17 protein-coding genes are annotated in these 19,126 nt (G+C 66.7%); 11 read left to right on the top strand and 6 right to left on the bottom strand.

The features are described 5' to 3' along the window. The first annotated feature begins 7 nt into the window (after nt 1-7). From EJI01_RS21210 to EJI01_RS21185, 6 genes are all read left to right on the top strand, one after another. A complete protein-coding gene (locus EJI01_RS21210; protein ID WP_126839109.1) occupies nt 8-2,659 on the top strand; it encodes a DUF2169 domain-containing protein in 2,652 nt (883 codons plus the stop codon). After that, complete coding sequence (locus EJI01_RS21205) at nt 2,656-3,732, top strand: pentapeptide repeat-containing protein (RefSeq protein WP_126839108.1); 1,077 nt, start codon at nt 2,656-2,658, stop codon at nt 3,730-3,732. Before EJI01_RS21210 ends, EJI01_RS21205 begins: the two co-directional genes overlap by 4 nt. 5 nt (nt 3,733-3,737) lie before the next feature. Further along, entirely contained in the window at nt 3,738-4,376 is a 639-nt protein-coding gene (locus EJI01_RS21200) for a DUF3540 domain-containing protein (protein ID WP_126839107.1), read from the top strand. A gap of 10 nt (nt 4,377-4,386) precedes the next feature. Then, nucleotides 4,387-4,782 carry a DUF4150 domain-containing protein gene (locus EJI01_RS21195; protein ID WP_093110786.1) on the top strand — a complete coding sequence of 132 codons (396 nt, stop codon included), beginning with the start codon at nt 4,387-4,389 and terminating at the stop codon, nt 4,780-4,782. Between the two features lie 65 nt (nt 4,783-4,847). Then, nucleotides 4,848-6,410, top strand: a complete 1,563-nt coding sequence (gene tagH / locus EJI01_RS21190; RefSeq protein ID WP_312846071.1) for a type VI secretion system-associated FHA domain protein TagH — start codon at nt 4,848-4,850, stop codon at nt 6,408-6,410. A gap of 25 nt (nt 6,411-6,435) precedes the next feature. After that, entirely contained in the window at nt 6,436-7,212 is a 777-nt protein-coding gene (locus tag EJI01_RS21185; RefSeq protein ID WP_126839105.1) for a PP2C family protein-serine/threonine phosphatase, read from the top strand. A 50-nt stretch (nt 7,213-7,262) separates the two neighbouring features. Here EJI01_RS21185 and EJI01_RS21180 read toward each other — a convergent pair whose 3' ends face one another. The 4 genes from EJI01_RS21180 to tssA all read right to left on the bottom strand — a co-directional run bounded on the left by EJI01_RS21180 (nt 7,263) and on the right by tssA (nt 10,999). After that, complete coding sequence (locus tag EJI01_RS21180; RefSeq protein ID WP_126839104.1) at nt 7,263-7,745, bottom strand: Hcp family type VI secretion system effector; 483 nt, start codon at nt 7,743-7,745, stop codon at nt 7,263-7,265. 124 nt (nt 7,746-7,869) lie between these two features. Then, nucleotides 7,870-9,366, bottom strand: a complete 1,497-nt coding sequence (tssC, locus tag EJI01_RS21175; RefSeq protein WP_126839103.1) for a type VI secretion system contractile sheath large subunit — start codon at nt 9,364-9,366, stop codon at nt 7,870-7,872. Between the two features lie 33 nt (nt 9,367-9,399). Beyond that, complete coding sequence (tssB, locus tag EJI01_RS21170; RefSeq protein WP_126839102.1) at nt 9,400-9,915, bottom strand: type VI secretion system contractile sheath small subunit; 516 nt, start codon at nt 9,913-9,915, stop codon at nt 9,400-9,402. A 52-nt stretch (nt 9,916-9,967) separates the two neighbouring features. Continuing rightward, complete coding sequence (tssA, locus tag EJI01_RS21165) at nt 9,968-10,999, bottom strand: type VI secretion system protein TssA (RefSeq protein ID WP_126839101.1); 1,032 nt, start codon at nt 10,997-10,999, stop codon at nt 9,968-9,970. 71 nt (nt 11,000-11,070) lie between these two features. Here tssA and tssJ point away from each other — a divergent pair, with 71 nt between their 5' ends. Then, a complete protein-coding gene (tssJ, locus tag EJI01_RS21160) occupies nt 11,071-11,628 on the top strand; it encodes a type VI secretion system lipoprotein TssJ (protein ID WP_126839100.1) in 558 nt (185 codons plus the stop codon). Nucleotides 11,629-11,636: 8 nt separating this feature from the next. Here tssJ and EJI01_RS21155 read toward each other — a convergent pair whose 3' ends face one another. After that, on the bottom strand, nt 11,637-12,725 hold the full coding sequence (locus EJI01_RS21155; RefSeq protein WP_126839099.1) for a type VI secretion protein IcmF/TssM N-terminal domain-containing protein: 1,089 nt from the start codon (nt 12,723-12,725) through the stop codon (nt 11,637-11,639). A gap of 21 nt (nt 12,726-12,746) precedes the next feature. Continuing rightward, nucleotides 12,747-14,075 carry a DotU family type IV/VI secretion system protein gene (locus tag EJI01_RS21150; protein ID WP_126839098.1) on the bottom strand — a complete coding sequence of 443 codons (1,329 nt, stop codon included), beginning with the start codon at nt 14,073-14,075 and terminating at the stop codon, nt 12,747-12,749. Nucleotides 14,076-14,307: 232 nt separating this feature from the next. Here EJI01_RS21150 and EJI01_RS21145 point away from each other — a divergent pair, with 232 nt between their 5' ends. The 4 genes from EJI01_RS21145 to EJI01_RS21130 all read left to right on the top strand — a co-directional run bounded on the left by EJI01_RS21145 (nt 14,308) and on the right by EJI01_RS21130 (nt 19,074). Then, nucleotides 14,308-14,979, top strand: coding sequence for a response regulator transcription factor (locus EJI01_RS21145; protein WP_126839097.1), 672 nt, complete (start codon nt 14,308-14,310; stop codon nt 14,977-14,979). Between the two features lie 147 nt (nt 14,980-15,126). After that, nucleotides 15,127-16,602: a hypothetical protein gene (locus EJI01_RS21140; protein ID WP_185878995.1), complete on the top strand. Its 1,476-nt coding sequence runs from the start codon at nt 15,127-15,129 to the stop codon at nt 16,600-16,602. A 226-nt stretch (nt 16,603-16,828) separates the two neighbouring features. Beyond that, nucleotides 16,829-18,256, top strand: coding sequence for a winged helix-turn-helix domain-containing protein (locus EJI01_RS21135; RefSeq protein WP_126839095.1), 1,428 nt, complete (start codon nt 16,829-16,831; stop codon nt 18,254-18,256). After that, a complete protein-coding gene (locus EJI01_RS21130) occupies nt 18,253-19,074 on the top strand; it encodes a DUF1266 domain-containing protein (RefSeq protein WP_185878994.1) in 822 nt (273 codons plus the stop codon). The genes EJI01_RS21135 and EJI01_RS21130 overlap by 4 nt, the downstream gene beginning before the upstream one ends. Nucleotides 19,075-19,126 lie beyond the last annotated feature (52 nt).

Below are 19,126 nucleotides of genomic sequence, written 5' to 3'. Positions count from 1 at the left end.
GAGCCTCATGAGAATCGTCAAGCCCAACTGCCTCAGCGTGCTCCCCCGATGCATCGAGCACAGGCGGGAGCTGTTCCTTTGCGTGTCGACTCTTGCGATGGTTCCGCTGCGAGAGGCGGCCATGCTGTTCTCCGAGCAGAATCTTTGGACGGTGTTGCCGCGGGCCTTTCCCGAATTCGCCGAAGCAGGTGCGCCCAAGAAGGGCGGCGAGTTCCTGCTGGCGGGCGCCGTCCACGCGCCGCCGGGGTCGCAGGCGGCGAGCATCTCTTTCGGCATTCGCTTCGCCGGCATCGAGAAGATCGCGCTGGCGCACGGACGGCGGTTCGGCGACGGCCAGGCGATCGTCCATCAGGAGTTGCTCACGCGCGTCGCCCTCGATTGGGCGAATGCCTATGGCGGCGAGGAGTTCCCGCTCAACGTGCGCGGATGCGGGCATCCCTCGTCCGTCCGGCCCGACGGCTATCTTCCGTTGCCGTGCATCGAGGCGGTGGACGAGCCTTGGCATCCGGATGCGGCACGCAACCGGCCGATGGGCTTCGGCGTGCTCGATCTCGCGCATCCGGAGCGACTCGCCTGCGCCGGCACTTATGACGACGCCTGGCTGAAGACCGAGTTTCCCGGGCTGGCGCTCGATGCGGACCTGTGCATCCACAACATCGCGCCCGTCGACCAGCGCACCGCTGCGCCCTTTGCCGGCGACGAGCGCTACGAACTGGTGCATCTCTCGGCTTCGGAGCCGCTCGTGCGCGGCGCGCTGCCGGGCGTCGCGGTGCGCGCGTTCATCCAGCGCAAGAGCGCGGCGTACGAGATGGAGGAACTGAGCACGGCGCTGCGCACCGTCGTCTTCCTGCCCGAGGTCGACCGGGTCGTGCTGGTCTGGCAAGGCCTGTGCAAGGTGGCGGACGATGATGCCGGCGACATCCAGGCTGTGATGGTGGCCGCCGAACACATCGGCCGCCCGCGCGTGCGCGGGCACTACAAGCAGGTGCTGCTCGACCGCGTCGAGTCCGAAGACGCGGCATTGCTGTCCTTGATGGACGAGCAGCTGCTGCCCGAGGACCTGCCCTTCGAAGGCCTGCTGCCGGCCGATTTCGATCTCAACCGCAAGCCGTCCACCGACAGCTACGGCGAGCGCCTGCGCAGGCGCGCGGAAGCGCAGCTGAAGGCGGGCCGCGACGAGGTGATCGCCCTGGGCCTCGATCCCGACGCGCATGCGCCCGCGGCCACGCTCGGGGCGCTTCCACCCATGCCGCCGCTGCCCCAGCTCGGCGAGTTCATGCGCAATCTCGCGCTGGACGGGCGGAAGCGGATCGAGCAGGGCAAGAAGGCGGCCGCCGCGATGCTGCAGGCGTCGGAAGCGGCGTACACGCAGCAGGGCCTTTCGTTCGACGTCGTTCGCGACGAGTTGGCAGGCGTGGGGCAGGGCGGTCCGCCCAAGCCGCTGAAGCCGCAGACGATGGACACGCTCAACGAGCTCCAGGGCGTGGCGAAGCGCAGCAATACCCCGCTGGACGAAGTCGACGAGATGCTGGCCGACGAGAAGCTGCACGCACGCTGGGATCAGCAGGACCGGCAGCTGCGCGACATCTATTCCCGCCATGCCCAGCACATGCATCCCGCGCCCGTCGCGACCGGCAGGTTCGCCGAGCGGCAGCATCGCTGGGTGGAAGAGCGGCTCGCTGCCGGTCACGGCCTGCGCGGCCTCGATCTCACGGGCGCCGATCTGCGCCGCTTCGATCTTCGCGGTGTGGATTGCACCGGCGCCATGCTCGAAGCAGCGAACCTCCATGGCATGCAGCTCGCCGGCGCCAGCTTCGACGCAGCCGTGCTGGTGCGCGCCGACCTGGGCGAAGCCCTCGCGGCCGGCTGCGACTTCAGCAACGCCAATCTGGGGAAGGCGAACCTGACCGGCGTGGACGCGGCCGGCGCGGTGTTCGCCGGAGCGAACCTGTGGGAGGCGCGGCTCGAGCAAGCCGGACTGGCGCGCGCAATCCTGGGGGCCGCCCAGTTCTACCGCGCATCGTTGATCGGCGTCGACCTCTCGCATGCGGAGCTCGCCGACGCCCAATTCATCGAGTGCGACCTGTCGTCGGCCGACCTCAGCCATGCCGATTTCGGCGGCGCCCAGTTCATCGCTTGCAAGGCCGAGGGCGCGCGGTGGCTGCGGTGCACCGGCGGCACCGCCGTGTTCTACAAGTTCGCCTGCCGCGGCGCCGATTTCTCGAATGCCAGCTTGCCGGGCACTCGTTTCGTCGAGGCGATCGATCTCGCCGGCGCGCTCTTCGACGGCGCCAACCTGGCCGGCGCGTACTTCGGCCAGGGCAGCGACCTGAGCGGCGGCCGCTTCGACCGCGTGCAGGCGCGCCAGGCGGACTTCACCGCCTGCAACCTTGCCGGTGCCGCCTTCAGGCACGCGGACCTGCGCGAGGCCAGCTTTCGCAAGGCGCTGCTGGAGCGGGCCGATCTGAGCGGTGCGAATCTGATGGACGCCATCCTGAGCAACGCCGAGGTCTTCTCGGCACAGCTGCGCGACTGCAACCTGTACGCGGCCGACCTGGCACGCATCCGCTCCGACGAGCGCACCTCCTTCGAAGGCTCGCTCACGAAGCGGGCGCGTATCTATCCGCGCTGGCGCCCGCCTGTGCCTTCATCGCCATGACGCCGATGCAAAAGAGCGAACTCATGGCGAAGATCGAGAATGCCGACCCGGTGCAAGGCGCTTCGCTGCAAGGCGTCGATCTCTCTGGCGCCAGGCTGGGCGGCGCCGTGTTCGAGAACGTCGACTTCCGCGGCTGCGCAATGGCCGGTGCCAGCTTTGCCGACAGCATCCTGAGCAAGTGCCGCTTGGACGGCGCCAGCCTCTTGGGCGCGCTGATGACGGGTGCGACCCTGCATGAGTCGAGCGCCTGCGACGTGGATCTGTCGGACTCAGTCTGCGTGGGATTCAATGCGGTCCAGAGCCGCTTCGACGGCAGCAGCTTCAGCAGGGCGGATCTGACGGAGGCGAACTTCATCCAGTGTTCGCTGGCCGGCGCCAGGCTCGCGGGCGCAAGAGCCGTGCAACTGTCGCTGGTCGAAACGCGCACCGAGGCGATCGACCTCTCCGACATGCTGCTCTTCAAGTCCGTGGTGGTGCAGGCCGATCTCTCGGCTGCCGACCTGAGGGGCTGCCGCATCGATCAATCGGTCATGAGCAAGGTGCGCCTCGCGGGCCAGCGGCTGGCGGGTGCCGACTGGCAGCGCAGCCAGTTCATGGAGGCAGATCTGGAAGGAGGCGACCTCTCGAGCGCGCAGCTGCAGCAATGCAACTTCAAGGGCGCCACGTTGACGGACGCGAACCTGGTCAAGGCCAAGGCCGCCAACACCCTGTTCATCGAATCGCGCTGCGAGCGCATGGACGGCAGCGGCGCGGACTTCTTCCAGAGCATCTGGAGCGATGCCCGGCTCGATGACGCGCGCTTCATCGGCGCGCGGCTGGAGCAGGCGATGCTTCATCGTGCGAGGTGCCTGCGCGCCGGCTTCGCGCGCGCCAACCTGGTCTACGCGGACTTCTCCCATGCCGATGTGTCCGGCGCGGATTTCGAAGGCGCGAGCTGGGAGCGCACCAAGTTTCATCAGGCACGGCGCGCCGGCGTGCGTCTGCCCGCCGGCGCCAGCATCCTGTACGAAGACCCCGAGCTCGCCGCGGCCGAAGCGTGGAGCCCCGTCGATCCGCCAGCGAAAGAAAGGTGAATGCCATGGAAGTCATCGACCAACGCGAGCCGAAGCTCGCAGCGTCTCCCGCCGCCTCGGCCTACCTTGTCGGCAGCGTCGTGGAGACCGCTTTCGACGTGGTCTATGTCAGCTTCGAACGGCGCGTGCATGAGGCCGCGCGCGCATTCAGCTGCATGGTGGTTCCGGAGCCAGGCGACGAGGTGGGCCTGTTCCGCACGCCGGACGGTCGCCTCTTCATGACCGCGGTGCTCAGCCGGGCCAGCGGCGCCCCCTTGACGCTCCATGCCCCCGAAGGCTTCACGCTGAAGTCGGACAAAGACATTCGGCTCGAAGCGCAGCAGGCCGTGCATCTGCAGGCCGCGACTTTCGCCGGGCAGTTCGACAGCGCGCACTGGGCGGCGCGTCTGATGCGCGTGACCGGCGTCGAGTTCGTGCTGCGTTCCGCGGCGGCGCGGCTCTTCGCAGAGGCCGCGGAGGCAGTGTTGTCGCGCTTGCAGGTGTCGGCCGATCGCAGCTATCGTCATATTGCGCAGGCGGAGCATGTGCGCACCGGCATCCTCGACGTGAAAGCGGAGCACGTGGCGAACATCCGGGCCGGGACGATGCTGCTTTCCTCGCGCGAGTTGACCAAGGTCGACGGCGCCCAGATTCACGTCGGATGAAAGGATCGCCATGTTCGCGAACACCCAGATGGGCGGCCAGGACACCGGGTTCCCGGATGTCTGCCTGACGCCGACACCCGGCGGGCCGGTGCCGACGCCCTATCCGAACATCGCCACGCGGCCGATGGCGGTCAACGCGGTCTATACCGTGCTGCTCAGCAATGCGCCGGCACACAACCTGGGAACCACCATTCCCATGACCAACGGCGACAACGCCGGCGTCGCCACCGGCGTGGCCTCCGGCACCGTCATGGGCCCGGCGCGCAACCTGACCGGTGCGTTCACGGTGCTGATCGGCGGCAAGCCGGCCACGCGGCTCAGCAGCGTGGCTCTGCAGAACAGCACGAACTGCCCCGGCGTGTCGATCGCGCCCAGTCAGGTCAAGGTGCTGCTGCTCGCACCTTAGACAGAGAGCAAAGAGGCCACCAGGTGATACGGATCGCTGTTCTCAACGTCAGGGGCGCGCCGCCCGTGCAGCCGCTCGCCGCCAGCTTCGGTCCGGCCGGCGGAACCATAGGCCGTGCCGATACCAACACGCTGGTGCTGCAGGATCCCGACCGGACGGTATCGCGCCTGCATGCGCAGATCTCGTTTCGCAACGGCGAGTTCTACATCGCCGATCACGGCAGCAATCCCATGCAGCGCAACGGCCAGCCGCTGGGCTCGGGCAGCGAGGTGAAGCTGGCGAGCGGCGATCGGCTGGTGATCGGCAGTTTCGAACTCTCGGTGCAGCACGCAGCGGCCGACGCGCCTGATGCTGCCTTGCGGCCGGCGCCGGTGCACGTGCCGGCGGCAAGTGACGACGACCCCTTCGCCGACCTGCTCGCGGGGCTGGCGCCTGCAACGCCTGCCGCGCCCGCACGCCGCGCTGCGCCGGCGGCGAGTGCGCCCGTGCCGCCTCCCGACCCTTTCGGCCCTGGCGCTGCCGGCGGCCGCGCCGCGGACACGGATCCTTTTGCCGATCTGCTGGCGCCTGCGCCCTCCGGACCCGCGAAGGCCGCGGCAGGCCTGGGCGCGCTCGACGACTTCTCCGATCTGGCCGCGCCGCCGGCAGGAAAGGCTGCCGGCATCGACGAGCTGTTCGGCGGCAGCCCAGGCCGCGGCGGCCTGGGCGGCGATCCGCTGGCGCTCTCGCCGCTGGCGGATCCGTTGCTACAGCCGAACACGGCAGGCGGACTCGATCCGCTGGCCGCGCTGCAAGGCCGCGCGCCCGTGGCGCCGGCACCGCGCAGCGACCACGTGCCGATCGGGCAGTTCGGCTACGTGCCGCCGGTGGCGACCACGCCGCCAGCAGCCTCGTCGCTGCTGGACGATCTGGACGCGCCGCTCGGTTCGCCGAGCTTCGACGACATGACGGGCGCGCGGATCGAAGCACCCGTGCCCCCGCCGCTGGCCGCGAAAGCGCCAGGCTTCTCGCCATCGCCGCCGGCCGCGGCGGTGCCGGCCGATGCGCTGCTGGCCGCTTTCCTGCGCGGCCTGGGCAGCACGCACCAGATGCCCGAGATGCTCACGCCGGGAATGATGGAACGCGTTGGCGTCCTGCTGCGCGCCGCGACCGAAGGCACGCTGCAACTGCTGCTCACGCGCCAGGAGTTCAAGCGCGAAGTGCGCGCCGAGGTCACGATGATCGCGGCGGAGGCCAACAACCCGCTCAAGTTCTCACCCACCGTCGAGGTCGCGCTCGCGCATCTGCTGGGGCCCGGCGTGCGCGGCTTCATGCCGGCCGAGGCCGCGATGCGCGATGCCTTCGACGATCTGCGCGCCCACCAGTTCGGCGTGATGGTGGGCATGCGCGCCGCGCTTGCCCACGTCATCGAACGCTTCGCGCCGGACGAACTCGAGAAGAAGATCGCCGCCAGGTCGGCACTCGACAGCCTGTTCGCCGCCAATCGCAAGGCCAAGCTGTGGGACCAGTTCATCGCGCTCTACGGCGGCATCGCGAGCGAGGCGGAGGACGACTTCCACACGCTGTTCGGCAAGGCCTTCATCGAGGCCTACGAAGAGCAGATGGCGCGCTTGAAGTCCGGCGGCTGAAGAAAAACGAAGAGGAGGAGGGCCCGTGGACATCGAGATCGTCACCTTGTCGAAGCAAGGCGGCCGCAGCTACAACGAGGACGTGTTCGGCCACTGGAACGATGGCCGCTACGTCGCCTGCGTAGTGGCCGACGGCGCGGGCGGCCATGGCGGCGGCGACGTCGCGGCGGCCATCGCGCGCAGCAGCGTGCTGGAAGGCTTCGCGGCGAATCCGGGACTCGATGCCGGCCTGCTGCACCGGCTCATCGCGCGCGCCAACCTCGACATCGTGGCGCGCCAAGCCGAGGGCGGCAAGCTGGCTGCGATGCGATCGACCGTGGTGCTGGCCGCGGTCGACCTGCACGAGAACCAGATCGCCTGGGCTCACAGCGGCGACAGCCGCGCGTACCTGTTTCGTTCCGGTGCGCCGGTGGCGCGCACCGTCGACCACAGCCTGGTCCAGCAGATGGTGGCTGGCGGCATGCTCGACGAGGAGGGCGCACGCCTTCATCCTCAGCGCAACATGCTGCTGTCGGCACTGGGCTCGATCGAAGAGCAACCGGAGATCGCGGTGGCTGCGCCCATGCCCTTGATGGCGGGCGACGTGCTGCTGCTTTGCACCGACGGGGTGTGGGAGCCGCTGGGAGACGAGCGCCTGCTCGAGATGCTGCGCGCGACGAACAGCGCGAGCCGATGGGTGGAGGAGATCGACCGGCAGGTCAGGGCCAACGCGAAGCCGAGCTACGACAACTACACCGCGCTGACGCTGTGGGCGCATCCCGACGATGCGGACGGCGAGGTGACGCAGCGGTTGCCGCCCTAGCCCGTCCCGGGGCCGGACGCTGCCGAGCGTCCGCCCCTCGATCAAGCCGTTCAGGCTTTCACATTGGCCCGAATGTCCCAGGCCGCCGTCTTGGCCGCATCGAGCGTGCCGTCGGGCTTCTGCGGCTTGTACTCGTACTTGAACTTCGCGAAGTTGAGCGTGATGTTTTCCGTGAGGCGGTCTTCGCCGCCGCTGCCGCCGGTGGAGACGGCCGACACGAGCACTTCGTTCAGCGTGATCGTGAGGTACTCCTGTGCGTCTTCGCCCGCTTTGCGCACCACCAGCGTCGCATCGGGATAGTGCTTGCCGTTGCAGCAGGCCAGCAGCAGCGCATTGGAAGAGGAGTCGACGTACTTGGTGAAGGACAGGTCCTGGACGCTGACTTTGCCCGCGCCGCCGCCGCTGCCCAGGTGCATGCTGCCCGACTGGCTGGCACCCCAGCTCCAGGCCAGCACGTCGATCTCCTCCTTGTGCTTGCTGTCTTTCGACTCGCCCTTGACGTCGCCGACCTTGATAAACATGTCTACGGCCATGATTCCACCTTTCAGTTTGTATGAACCCAAGAAAATCAGCTTCCTTGCAGTGCGCCCTGCGGGCCAGCTCGGAAGCTGTAAAGAGAACGAACTGCTCGTTCCGTTTGCAACGATTCGCCGAAATTTATTTGCCGCCCTTGGCCGACGGCAGCTTCGAGACCAGGCGCAGCGACACCGTCAGGCCCTCCAGCTGGTAGTGCGGTCGAAGGAAGAACTTGGAGCTGTAGTAGCCGGGATTGCCTTCGACTTCCTCGACCACCACCTGGGCCGCGGCCAGCGGCTTGCGGGCCTTGGTTTCCTCGGACGAGTTGGCCGGATCGCCGTCGACGTAATTCATGATCCAGTTGTTGAGCCAGCGCTCCATGTCGGCTCTTTCCTTGAAGCTGCCGACTTTGTCGCGCACGATGCACTTCAAGTAGTGGGCGAAGCGGTTGCAGGCAAAGAGGTAGGGCAGGCGCGCCGCGAGGTTGGCATTGGCCGTCGCGTCGGGGTCGTCGTACTCGGCCGGCTTGTTGAGCGACTGCGCGCCGATGAAGGCAGCGAAGTCGGAGTTCTTGCGGTGGATCAGAGACAGCAAGCCGGCCTTGGAGAGCTCGGCCTCGCGCCGATCGCTGATCGCGATCTCGGTGGGGCACTTCTGGTCGACGCCGCCGTCGTCGCTCGGAAAGGTGTGCAGCGGCAGATTCTCGACCGCGCCGCCCGACTCGATGCCGCGGATGCGCGAGCCCCAGCCGTAGAGCTTGTACGAGCGGTTGATGTTGGTGGCCATGGCGTAGGCTGCATTGGCCCAGCTGTACTTGCTATGGTCCGAGCCCGAAACCTCTTCCTCGAAGTCGAACTCCTCGACCGGATTCGTCTTCGCGCCGTAGGGAGTGCGCGCCAGGAAGCGCGGCATGCACAGGCCGATGTACTTGGAGTCGTCGGACTCGCGCAGGCTGCGCCATCCGGCGTACTCGGGCGTGCCGAAGATCTTGGTCAGGTCGCGCGGATTGGCGAGCTCCTGCCATGACTCCATCTGCATCAGGTTGGGGCTCGCGCCTGTGATGAAGGGCGCATGCGCCGAGGCCGCGAGCTTGGCCATCTCGCCCAGCAGCTCGACGTCGGGCGGACTCTGGTCGAAGTGATAGTCGCCGACGATGGCGCCGAAGGGCTCGCCGCCGAACTGGCCGTATTCCTGCTCGTAGACCTTCTTGAAAAGCGGGCTCTGGTCCCAGGCCGCGCCCTTGAACTTCTTCAAGGTCTTGTGCAGCTCCTTCTTGGAGATGTCCATCACCCGGATCTTGAGGTTCTCGTCCGATTCGGTGTTGTTCACCATGTAGTGCAGGCCGCGCCAGGCGCTCTCGAGCTTCTGGAACTCCTCGTTGTGCAGGATCTTGTTGATCTGCTCGGTGAGCTTCTGGTCGATCGCGGCGATCATGGCCTGGATCGACTTGGTCACGTCCTTGCCGATGACCTGCGTGTTGGCCAGCGCCTGCTGCGCCAGCGTGAGCACCGCCGCCTCGACGGCGCTCTTGGCTTCGTCGCTGCGCGGTTTGAACTCCTTCTGCAGGAGCGACGAGAAGTCGCTTCCTTCGTAGGCAACGTCTTTCAGGGCGCTCTGCTGCTCGAGTGCTTCAGCCATGTCGGGTTCTCCTCGTGTGCAAAAAATGGGGCGTCAGGCGGCCGGCGCGGCGCCTTCTTCGGGCTTCTTGCTGGCGGCCAGCGTCTGCAGCAGCGCCGGGTCTTCCAGCACCTTGGCCAGCAGGTCTTCGGCGCCGCCCTTGCCGTCCATATAGGTGACCAGGTTCGACAGCTGGGTGCGGGCCTCGAGCAGCTTGTTGAGCGCATCGACTTTCTTGGCCACGGCGGCGGGCGAGAAGTCGTCCATGTTCTCGAAGGTGATGTCGACCTTGAGCTCGCCCTCGCCGGTCAGCGTGTTCGGCACCGAGAAGGCGGCGCGCGGCTTCATGGCCTTCATGCGCACGTCGAAGTTGTCGACGTCGAACTCGAGGAACTTGCGGTCTCCCACTGGCGCCAGAGGATCGGCCGGCTTGCCCGAGAGATCGGCCAGCACGCCCATCACGAAGGGCAGCTGGACCTTCTTCTCCGCGCCGTAGAGCTCCACGTCGTACTCGATCTGGACCCGCGGCGCCCGATTCCGGGCGATGAATTTCTGGCTGCTCTTGGACATGGAAATGCTCCTTGCGAGGGTGGGTGTCGGAGGGGTGCGAGATGCGTGGCGTTCACGCGGTGGGCTGCTTGCCGGTCACGGTTTCGATGGTGTCGAGCGCGTTCGGCGCGAGATCGGCCATGATCTCGAAGAAGCTCACGCCGATGAGCTTCTTGGCGCGTGCGATCAGGAGCGGCGCCGGATTGCCCGGCTCGGCCTGTTCGAGATAGCGGATCACGCGGTCGAGGGTCTGGAGCGCGTCCTGCCGGTTCCGGATCTCGCCGGGTACCGCGGCGCGCGCGACGGCGGCGCTGCCGGTGCCGGCATCCGCGGCGGCTTCGGCTTCCGCTTCGGCCTGCGCCGCGGGCCCGGCCACCGCGGCGCAGGCCTTGCTCAATACGTTGGCGATCGCGCGCAGCGGCCCGAGATCGATCAGGTCCGTGCGGCCGGTGCGCTCGACGAGCAGCGTCTGCAGCTGCGTGACCAGCGTGGGCATCTCCATCAGCGTCTGCAGCACCTCGGGCGTCTCGCCGTGGATGGCCTCGAGTCCGCCGTGGACCTGCGCGGCGGAGTAGCCCGTTTCGGCACCGGCCGGCGCCAGTGCGTTGTGCGCGATCGCGATGTCGCGCACGCGGATCGGCCCGACCCCGCGCGCCACGCCGACATCGGCTTCGTACAGGTCGCGCAGCACCATGGCTTCGTCGGTCAGCGGCGCGAGCGCGTTGAGGCGCATCGTGGGATCGTTGTCGTCGTCGGCATCCAGCTTTGGATGTATGCCTTCCCAGTGGCGGTCGAGCAGGACGGTCAGCAGGCGCAGGCTCATCACGAAGCCGGCGATGCCTTGCATTCGCGTGCTGGCGCGCAGCAGCAGCACGGCGGCCCGGAGGTCCTTGGTCCGGCCCAGCAGGGCCTGCGCCTGATCGGCCACGGTGCGCCACTCGGGTTCCACTGCGGGGATCACGGTGTCGCCGAACTGCTGCTCGGGCTTGCCTTGCGCCGCCGAGGCCAAGGCGGTGAACGCCGGGTCGTACTCGAGGTCGTCACCGCATGGCGAGGCTTCGCTGATGGGTGCCTGCAGGGCTTCGACGAGTTCGGGAGTCAGCATGTTGCCTGTTCGAGTTCACTAGGGATAATCAAAGATGCTCCCTGGCCGGTCAATGCAACGAAGGAAATAGCATGAGAGACCCTGGTACACGCCGTTCGCCCTATGGACGTCTTCAGGATGCGGGGCATCGGCGCGCGATGGCGGGCCTTGGCATGCTGCTGGCACTCGCGTTCGCCGCCGGTTGCTCCAGCCCTCCGCCGCCGCCGAAGCCTGTGGTCACGCCGATCGCGATGACGCTGGCGGCCGGTGCCGATGCCAATCCCGACGCGCGCGGCCGGGCCTCGCCGCTCACGGTGCGCGTCTATGCGCTCAAGACCAGCGGCGCCTTCGAGGCTGCCGACTTCTTCTCGCTGTTCGAGAAAGACCAGGCCACGCTCGGCGCCGAGATGGCCCAGCGCGAAGAGCTGCTGCTGCGGCCCGGCGACAGCAAGAAGCTCGAGATGACGCTGGCCGCCGACATCAAGGCGATCGGCGTGATGGCGGCCTACCGCGATCTCGACCGCGCGCGCTGGCGCGAGGTGCGCGCGATCGAGCCGGGCAAGCCGCTCTTGGTCGGCGTGAACTTCGGTGCGCGCCAGATCCAGATCCGCATCGAACCGGCACCCCCGCCGCCGGCGCCGAAGAAGTAGCCGCATCGCTACGGGCGCGCCAGCGGCTGATCGCTGGGCAGGAAGCGCCGGAACAGATCGGCGACGAAAGCGTCGTCCTCGCCGAGGGAGGGTGCGGCCGTGAGATAGAGGCCGCGCCAGCGCGCCGGCGCGAGCGAGCGGCCAAGGCCGTTGTCGAACATGTGTGCCGCCAGCGTGCGCAGCCCCGGCTGCAGCGCGCGCAGCTGCTCCACGAAGCCGTGAATGGCCAGCCGTCGCGCCGGCTCCGGCTGGCTGCACAGCAGGCCCATGCGCAAGGCGTGCAGCCGGAGCTTCATCGGGCCGAACAGTTCTTCGAGCCGGGCGCCCGCCGCGTCGGCCGGCAGCCGATGGCCCAGGGCCTGCGCCAGCGCCTCGGGCGGCAATGCGGAGCGGAATTCGTCGTAGCCGCCGATCCGCTCCAGGCCGGTCACCACCAGGTAGACGGGCAGCTGCAGCCGCAGATGCTCGGCCGCTTCGTCGACCCGCTGCCGCAGGCGCGTCGCATCGGCAGCCAGCGCCTGTGCGTCGCCAAGCAAGCTCGCCGCGCTCACGCAAACCACGATGCCGTTGAGCGGCAGGCGCTCGCGTTGATTGGCGAGCGCCAGCAGGGCTTGGTACCAAAGGCTTCGCTCGTGCCGCGAGGCCGCCTCGCGCACCGCGCCCGGGCTGGTTTCGATCGCGATCATCGAACGCAGGAAGTGCCAGCGCCAGAAGCCATCGCCGCTGGCGTCGCGCTCCGATTGCAGCAGCGGCGGGGAGGCGCGGCGGGCGGCGGCCAGCAACCCCGGCAGTTCCGCCGGCTCGTCGCCGATGAACAGCAGCCAGGGCTGGTCGTAGAGCGGATTGCGCACTGCGCGCTGCGCCGGCGAACGAAGAAGCAGTTCGCGCGCTTGCACGATCGCCTGCCGCAGGGCTGCGAGCGCCGCCTGCTCCGGAGCCGTCGATGGCTGCCCGAGGACTTCGATGCGCCGTCGCAGCAGCCGCCGCCGCGCGACGTAGCGCGAGCCCAGCATGAACCACCAGAAGGCGAAAAGCCCCAGCAGGCACAGCGCGAGCAGTGGCCAGTAGTAGGTGGGCAGCGGGTGCAGGGCGTTCATAGGAAGGGTCGAAGACGCTGCTCAGCGCGAGACGGTTTCGAGGAAGACGAAGTCGGCGATCGGCCGGCCGCCCGCTTCGTTGGCGGCCAGCGATTCGCGCAGCCGTTGCAGATAGGCCGAGGCGAGTTCGAAGGGCGGGCTGTCGGCGGCGCCATTGAAAGGCGTGGGCGAGGAAAGGGCTGTGACCAGCACTGTGCCGAAGGGCGGACCCACGAGCCAGCTCGACGGGATGTCGCGGCCCAGCTCGATGCTTTCGCCGGCGCGCAGGCGGGCCTGGCCGCGGCCCGCGTTGAGATGCATCACGGCGCCGTCGGCCGTGAAGTAGTCGACCCAGAGATAGCCGTCGTAGTCGGCATTCGTGGCTTGCACCAGCACGAGATCGCCTTCGCGCAGCCGGCCGTTCTGCGCACTCGCGGCCGCGACCTTCAGCCCGTGCCGCTTGTCGCGATTGCGCGCCTGGTAGGGCTTGAGGATGGCGACCACCTCGCAGTGCGGCCATACGCGCAACCGGAGCTGGAAGCTCGCCGCGCTCACGCCCGGCATGGCACGCACCTCGCGCTCCACGCGCGCCATGTCTTCCGCGACCGAGACGAAGCCGCTCACCTGCGTCGCGCCGTCGTCGCCCACCGTGGCGGCGAGGTCCGCGCAGGCGTAGTCCTGCAGCTGCTGCTCGACGCGCTGCGCCAGCGTGAACGGCGCTTCGTGCGGGCCGTTCAGCATCGATCCCAGCAGGTACAGGAGCGGAATCAGCAGCGCGAGCGCGCCGGTGGCGCGCAACAGCGCCCGCTCGCGCCGCTCCGGGATGCGTGGACGACCCGGCGGGTCGGGCACGCTGTAGGGCTGGGGGGTGATGCGGTCGGCGTCCAGGGCGTCCGGCGCCAACGGCTGCACCGGCAGTTGCTGTCCATGCAGGTCCTTGAGCTTGCCGAGCTCGCCGCTGTCGCCGTTTTCGAAGTAGTACTGGCCCTTGAAACCGTAGACCAGCGCATGCCAGTAGATCTCGCGCACCTCGCCGTCGTCGGCCTGCAGCGCCGACAGATGGTGGAAGAACTCGCTGTGGGCGTTGTTGGAATTGAAGAGCTGCACCTGCAGCGGCGTCATGCCGGTGCTCCAGCCGGGGTTGCGCGCAACGATCTCGTCGAGCCAGGCGACCATGGCAAAGGACGCCGACTCGATGCGGTGGGCAGAGATGCCAGCGGCCTGCGCCGCGACACGGGCGTGCTCGAGCAGATCCAGGGCGCTGCGCTGCGCTGCATCGGGCGCAGGGCTCACGCGCCCTGCGGCGGTCGCCGCGTCGAGTTCGAGGCCGAATGAAAAAAGGGCGCAGAAACAGTCGAACAGGCGAGCCATGCAACGCTCGCGCTATTCTTCGCTGGTGGCGGGAGCCTTGGGTTTGCGCCTGCATCGATGGCACATGCCGATGTCCCTGTGTTCGTTGGGTGCGGGAACATTCTTTCAACGCCCTCCAGGGCCCGCCATATCGCTTGGGGACTATGTCGTTCGTGGAGCGGGCGAGCCTTGCCGCGCATGGCGATCGACGTTATCTTTGGTATTCGTTGAGTTCACTACGTTTGGGGCTGCCATGAAAATCCTGATCGCCGACGACCATCGGCTCGTCATCGAGGCGGTCAAGGCCAAACTGTCGGAAATCGAACCCGGCATCGAGTTCGTTCTGGCAATGAGCGTCGACGAACTGTTCGCCGGCGCTTCCGACGACATCGACCTGGCCGTGATCGACCTGAACATGCCCGGCGCGGACGGGCAAGCCCACGTCGACGAGATCCGGCGCCGCCACCCGGCGGTGCCGGTCATCGTGCTCTCGGGCTATGAAGACCCCGCGATCATGCGCAGTGCGCTGGAGCGTGGCGTGCTCGGCTTCATTCCGAAAGCCTATTCGCCCGAGGTCATGCTGTCGGCCGTCCGGCTGGTGCTGGCCGGCGGCGTCTACGTGCCGCCGATGATGCTCGCGGCCGTGCCGCCCGGCATCGTGGCCGGGGTGCCGGCCGAGGCCAGCCAGCGCGCGTCGGCCGCCGCCTCGGCGCAGACGCTCGAACACCTGCGCAACGTGCTGACCGAGCGCCAGGTGGAGGTGCTGCAACTGCTGTCGCAGGGCAAGCCGAACAAGCTGATCGGGCGCGCGCTCGGCATTAGCGAAGGCACGGTCAAGATCCATCTCGCCGCCATCTTCCGCGCGCTCAACGTGCGCAACCGCACCGAAGCGGTGGTGGCCGCGCAGTCGCTCACCGAAGCCTGAGCCTCTTCCGGTGGACAGCCGGAATCATCTGCCGGTCATTTCTTGGTCGTTGATTGGTCAGCGCGGCGGGCGTGTGCGTGCAGCAGACTGTTTCTCGAGCGCGTCCGCGCGGCAGCTGCCCACACGGCCAATCCATATCGAGAGACCATGCCTTCCACCATTCCCTACGACCCGTCGCTGGCATTGGGCGCCATCGTCGATCCTGACGCCTTCGTCACGCTGACCCAGATCTCCGAGCTCGACGCGGCGATCGACGCGGCCCAGGACAACCTGAACTCCTTCATCTCCATGAAGCGCAGCATCGACATGACGATGCACGAGCTGATCGACATGGAAGTGGATCCGCGCGAGATCAAGGCGAAGAGCGAAGAGATCAAGAAGGAAATCTCGAAGGCCGCAGCTGCCTACGCCACCCTGCGCATCGAGAACGAAGCCAAGATACGGCCCTTGAAGGCGAAGGTGCAGAGCGTGCATCAAGCGCTTGAAAGTCCGGTCGACTACGAGGCGAGCAAGATCGTCAACCCGGAAATCTCCGCGGACTCGCTGAAGATGGATTCGCAGTACTTCTCGTTCGAGCAGAACGAGCAGGGGATTGCGAACAGCATGGCCGGCATCAAGGATCTCATTGCCGGAGCGGCCGATCATCTGGGCCCAGAAGCCGCCACCGAGATGGCAACGGCCGGCGTCAGCCAGGTGGCCAAGCAGCGCAGGGAGCATCAGATCGTCGGCACCTTGGTGGTGACGGCCTCCTGCACGCACAAGAAGGCGGCGCTTCTGCAGCCGTTGGTCATTGACGTCGACAAGGCGATCAGCATCTGGAATCACGCGTTCCCGTCTGACAAGCTGAAGGCCGGCGACCCTGCGGGAATGACGGCAGCGGCGGCCGCCGAAGGTGCAAACAAGCAGTCGCTCAATCTGCTCACTGGTGCGACATATGGGTCAAGCTTCGTGGGAATGGTGCACGTTCTGCAGAATGAAGTGACCGACGTCGGCCAGGGCGCGGGTTCGGGGCAGAGCATGACCGAGGTCGCCGAGAGCATGCAGGAGAAGTTCAAGGTCGCTGCCTGGCTCGAGAGCGAGAGTGGCGGCCTCGGTGCTGATTCCGATTTCGTCAACGACATCAAGCGACTTCTGGGCAAGCAGGACTTCTCGACCCACGTGACCTTGATCACGATGGGCGTCGTCCCATCGATCAAGTCGAACCAACTCGAGGCCGGCGTCGAAAGGTTCGCGAAGTTCGATGCGAAGGAAATGATGGAGAGCCTCGGCAATCTTGCGTCGCCGTCCGCTACCACCAGCGTCGCACAGAAGTCGAAGGAGGCCGTCAACGCCAGGAAGCTGACGGAGCTCAAAGGCGCGCAAGCTCGCAGCGTGATGCTCGGCCTGGACGAGATCGACGAGAGGAAGAACGACGTGATCAACCTCAACTCGCTGGTGACCGCATTCGACGACTACCTCGAGAAGGTGAGCGACGGGGAGTGCGGCGGCGTGCCGATCACCTACTTCGTCAAGCCGATTACGAAAGCGGCGCTTGCCGAGATGTGGTTGGCCAGGCACCGCCCCGACGCGGCATCGGAAGAGACAGCGAAGGCCGAAACCAAGACGGCAAAAAGCGGCAGATGACCTTTCGGCATTGAGTCGTTATAGCTCGCGCGAAAGCCGAGGCAGCCGCATGGCGGTTGCCTCGGCTTTGTCGTTGCGCGCCTCTTCCTCCGCTCGCCCTTGATCGTCTTCCGGTCGCAATTTGGTCGCTGTTCGGTCAGCGCGGAAAACGGCTTGGCGGCCGAAACTGGATGCGAGGGCTTCGAGTTGCAGCCCTTCGATTCACCGTCAAACCAAGGACCCGAACATGCCCACCTCGATCCCCTACGACCCCTCGCTCACGCTCGGCAACATCGTCGAGCCGGAGGCGCTGAACAACCTGGTTGCGATCTCGTCGCTGCTGGCGCCTGTGGATACGGCGCAGGAGACGATGAACTCCTTCATCTCGATGAGGCAGAGCCTCGACATGACGATCAACGAACTGACCGACATGAACATCAATCCCGCCGAGCTGGTCGCCAAGCGCGAGGAGGTCAACAAGTCGGTCTCGAAGGCGGCAGCGGACTACGCGACCATCCGCGTCGAGCAGGAGACCAAGATCCAGCCGCTGCGCGTGAAGATGAAGACCGTCAACCAAAGTCTCGAGAGCCCGCTCGACTACCTGCGCACGCGGACCAAGACAATGCCGCTCGCGGCCGACTCGCTGAAGATGGATGCGCAGTACTTCTCCTTCGACGAGAACGAGCAGGAGGCGCAGAACACGGTCTCCGACATCAAGAGGTTCGTCACAGCAGCCGTGAGCGGCAGCGCAGGGCCGTTCAGCTTCCTGACCGGCGGCGCCTACGGCAGCGCTTCCATCGCCATGGGGAGTTCGGCGGTTTCGCAGGTCAATCAGCAGCGCCAGATGCACGAGATCGCCGGCACGCTGGTCATCACGGCATCGTGCACGCACAAGGACGCGCTGCTGCTGGCGCCTTTCATCCTCGATGTCGACAAAGCGATTCACGTGTGGAACCGCATGTTCCCGGACAACAAGGACAAGATCATCGTCAGCAACCCGTCCGTGATCCAGCAGATCGCTTCGGAAGAGGGCACCTCACGGGAACTCTCGTTCAGCATTCTCTCGGGCGCCACCTTTGGTTCCATCGACCTCCGCACGTGGGTGCATAAGGCCAGAAGCGTGGTCGGAGCAAAGGTGCCGGTACTGTTCGTCACCCGCGAAAACCTGTTGAAGGCGCTGCAGACGCTGGGCAGCGTCGAAGGCGACTCGGTCCTCGTGGCGCCTTCGTCCTTCGCCGAGATCTACAACGGTCTCGGGGAATTCATGGCGCAGCACGGATTGCCGACCACCGGCGCGGGGCTGAGCTGGGACCACTATCTCTTCCTCCCTTCCCAGAAGTCCGTGATGGTCGATGGAGCGGAGATCAACCTCAGACCGGCCGAGTTCGAACTCGCCCTCGAGTTTTTCCACAACGTCGATCGCGTGCTGTCGAGGGATTGGCTGCGGGCCATGACCTCGGGCATGGCTCCTGATGCGTCCAGCCGCTGGATCGATGCCAACGTAGCCCGATTGCGTAGTCATCTCGGACTCGCCTCCCTTCATGGAGGCGAATGGAGGCTCAACAACGTTCGCTACGCGGGCTACAAGCTCAGCAAGGAACACGGCAAGAAGCACACGAAGGTATTCGCGGCTGCGCGGCGTCCTCTTCAACACCGGCCGGAGTCATCGCCATGAATTTCTGGATTGCTCTTGTCGCCTTGTGGATCCTCTGCGCTGTTCTTCTGTTGAATGCCTGGGGAGAAAAGTCAGTAGCCCGCTGGGCTGGGCAGATCGCATTCCGGCCCACGGAGCCGGTGTCGCCGGACCAGCTCTTCGGCTACCTGCTGAGCGCGAATTTCGCAGTGCTCGAAGGGGATGATTTCAATCAACTGGGCAGCTCGCTTGCTAAAGAACAAGTCGAGGCCATCCTCATGCAGCATTGGCGCGTGCAGCGCGGATGCGAATGCGTCTGGCTCGTCGAGCGCTGGCTTCGATCGCCGGGAACTGGGTTCCCGGCGGAGAGAGCCGCCTATGCGGCCCGGCGCAGCGGTCACGTCGTCGACTCCGACGCGTACGCGGCGCTGGAGGAAATCTGCAGGTTCCTGGTTCAGGATGCGCGCTTGGTCGAGGCCCGGCAGATCCGGAACGTTCATCTGAATCCGGCAGCCTGGGAGATTCAGCAGGCTGCCTACCTGGTGCGTCTGGGTTTCTCGGCCGGATACTTGTCCAGAGCTGGCGCGCAAGCTGCGCTTAAGCGCCTGCAGGAGGCGGCCCGCGCGCACTATGCGTCCTGGGAGGACTTTTCGCTGTCGGGGTTGATCGCCCTAGGCGTGCGCAGTCCGATCGATAGCTTCGACCTGGGCAACTGGCGCAAGATTGCGCGCAGCCACGAGGTATTGCTCGGAGCGCAGCGAACGACGCTCGCACATGCCGCGCGCTGGAAGGTGTTTGCCGCGATCCCCGCGCCCTCGATCCGCCGGCTTGAACCTGGCCCGCAGTTGGCCGAGGCCTAGCGCTTGTCCCTGCCGCTGCGCCCCTGATCTCGACGCGGCAGAATCAAGGCGA

The sequence above is a fragment of the Variovorax sp. MHTC-1 genome, assembly GCF_003984645.1.
In the GTDB taxonomy this organism is placed as follows: Bacteria; Pseudomonadota; Gammaproteobacteria; order Burkholderiales; family Burkholderiaceae_C; genus Variovorax.
Note: the sequence above shows the minus strand (reverse complement) of the source record. Positions and strands in the feature narration are given on the sequence as shown.

Bases quoted from the DNA above. Each gene is read 5' to 3' on its own strand.
- tssB (WP_126839102.1), bottom strand. From the start codon at position 9,915: ATGTCCAAGAGCAGCCAGAAATTCATCGCCCGGAATCGGGCGCCGCGG.
- EJI01_RS21155 (WP_126839099.1), bottom strand. From the start codon at position 12,725: ATGAACGCCCTGCACCCGCTGCCCACCTACTACTGGCCACTGCTCGCG.
- EJI01_RS21150 (WP_126839098.1), bottom strand. From the start codon at position 14,075: ATGGCTCGCCTGTTCGACTGTTTCTGCGCCCTTTTTTCATTCGGCCTC.
- tssC (WP_126839103.1), bottom strand. From the start codon at position 9,366: ATGGCTGAAGCACTCGAGCAGCAGAGCGCCCTGAAAGACGTTGCCTAC.
- EJI01_RS21140 (WP_185878995.1), top strand. From the start codon at position 15,127: ATGCCTTCCACCATTCCCTACGACCCGTCGCTGGCATTGGGCGCCATC.
- tssA (WP_126839101.1), bottom strand. From the start codon at position 10,999: ATGCTGACTCCCGAACTCGTCGAAGCCCTGCAGGCACCCATCAGCGAA.
- EJI01_RS21180 (WP_126839104.1), bottom strand. From the start codon at position 7,745: ATGGCCGTAGACATGTTTATCAAGGTCGGCGACGTCAAGGGCGAGTCG.
- EJI01_RS21130 (WP_185878994.1), top strand. From the start codon at position 18,253: ATGAATTTCTGGATTGCTCTTGTCGCCTTGTGGATCCTCTGCGCTGTT.
- EJI01_RS21210 (WP_126839109.1), top strand. From the start codon at position 8: ATGAGAATCGTCAAGCCCAACTGCCTCAGCGTGCTCCCCCGATGCATC.
- EJI01_RS21200 (WP_126839107.1), top strand. From the start codon at position 3,738: ATGGAAGTCATCGACCAACGCGAGCCGAAGCTCGCAGCGTCTCCCGCC.
- EJI01_RS21195 (WP_093110786.1), top strand. From the start codon at position 4,387: ATGTTCGCGAACACCCAGATGGGCGGCCAGGACACCGGGTTCCCGGAT.
- EJI01_RS21135 (WP_126839095.1), top strand. From the start codon at position 16,829: ATGCCCACCTCGATCCCCTACGACCCCTCGCTCACGCTCGGCAACATC.
- EJI01_RS21205 (WP_126839108.1), top strand. From the start codon at position 2,656: ATGACGCCGATGCAAAAGAGCGAACTCATGGCGAAGATCGAGAATGCC.
- tssJ (WP_126839100.1), top strand. From the start codon at position 11,071: ATGAGAGACCCTGGTACACGCCGTTCGCCCTATGGACGTCTTCAGGAT.
- EJI01_RS21145 (WP_126839097.1), top strand. From the start codon at position 14,308: ATGAAAATCCTGATCGCCGACGACCATCGGCTCGTCATCGAGGCGGTC.